This is a genomic window from Bradyrhizobium sp. MI1.4, assembly GCF_055811315.1.
Genome location: NZ_JBVVPP010000120.1, coordinates 1 through 1,563 on the forward strand (window position 1 = coordinate 1; position 1,563 = coordinate 1,563).

Here is a 1,563-nt window from a genome sequence, read left to right on the forward strand (position 1 = left end):
GTAGTCGAGCCAGTCGATCAGCGGCCGGATCGAGGAGTACTCCTGATCCTCGATGATCGCGGTGTAGTAGAACGCCCGAAGCAGCGTCCCGCGGCTCTGAAACTCCTTCAGCAGACGCTTGTAATCGATGTCGAAGCCCAGAGTTTTCGCGGTCGCGTAGAGATTGGCTCCATCGATGAAGAGCGCGACCCTATCGGTAGAGGGAGGTGACATTCAGTTCACGCTTTCCGTGAAACAGTGCAGATTGAGCTTGAAAGATTGGGACCGCGACACGTGATATGTCGGTCGCAATCTAGATAGATCGCTAGCGAAGATCTCAGAGTACAGACGGATGCTTTAAGCTCCAACTATTTTCGACCCGGGCTCGAACTCGGACAATGGCCGAAAGGTGGTCTGTCGGTTTTGTAATGTATGCTGTCTAAGTCCAGGTGCTTATTCAGGGTGCTCGCGCCATGACTGTTGGCGAGTTTGCTCTGTTTGATCTTACCGGCGCGGCCGCGGCTGGCGGTGGTCTGTCTCAGCTTCAGACGGAGACGTTCTGCTGGTCGGAACCGAGGGGAGCCGACCCTCGGCTCGATACAAGGCTGCTTGAGCCGTGTTCCAGTTGCTCCTGACAGCTCCTTACCGCGATGCTGAGATTTCAAGATACGCCGGCGCCGTGGTGTCGACCTGCATGTTCAGGAGGGGCTTTCGGCGGCGGATCGCTTAGGCCGACAAGGACGTCGGGGCCATTGAGGCGAGCGTGAAACGGTATGTTGCAGAATTCGATCCTGACCTCGCTTCGAGATTCCCAATGCAGCGCAGTTCGTCCGCTGGGCACTCGCTGTATTCGGCGCCCCGCCCTGATCCCCGCACGAATGAAACGAGACAAGCGGCGTCGTTCTGCGCAATTGACGCCCGAGACAGTCGCCGTATTGCGAGAGACCTCGAAATGCTGCGCTGCCCTCACGACCCCTACGAGTTGGGATCTAAGGATCGCAATGGCCGCCGCTCTCGGCCGGTCAAAGCTCGGCGCACCTCCGCTGGATCGCGAGCCAAGGTCGTTCATCGGCTGCGACGTTGAGTCGGCCGACGTGGCGCTCGAATTGCGGGCGCGGTTTCTGAAGGTTTGTAGAGCGGGTGGTTAGACCCGAGCATCCAGCGAAAGCCCAAGAACAAACGCCAGCGCGCCCTCTGTACAGTCTCTCCGTCCGGATAACTCAACCCTCGGGCGACGCAATGAAAGGCCCTAGCTCACGGACTGAGCTAGGGCTTTCCTTTGTCCGCCGGCTGTGGCCGGCGGGCTGTGCGCAGCAGTGCCCGTACTCAGTGCAGTGTTGGCGAGCGGGTGGGCTTCGAAAAAATAGCCAAGCATAGCATGCGTCGATCTCGGACTGACTTGCCGCGGGAAGCGCAGCGACCAGATCCAGCGCTTTAGTCAATTTTGGCAGCCAAGCAGCGCTTTGGGTGGCGGTGCTAGCGCGTGTGTCATTCGGCTTGCAATATTGGCTCTGACTCATATGTGGAACGGCCCGGGCTGCAAGATCTTTCTCTGGTTGAACAAGGGATGACGGTGCGGTCATA

At 58.6% G+C, this 1,563-nt stretch carries 1 protein-coding gene; it reads right to left on the minus strand.

Annotation, left to right across the window (positions count from 1 at the left end; all coding sequences use genetic code 11):
- Positions 1-213: NYN domain-containing protein (locus AC0L23_RS39875; RefSeq protein ID WP_473358412.1), on the minus strand; the 213-nt coding region annotated here is incomplete at its 3' end.
- Positions 214-1,563 lie beyond the last annotated feature (1,350 nt).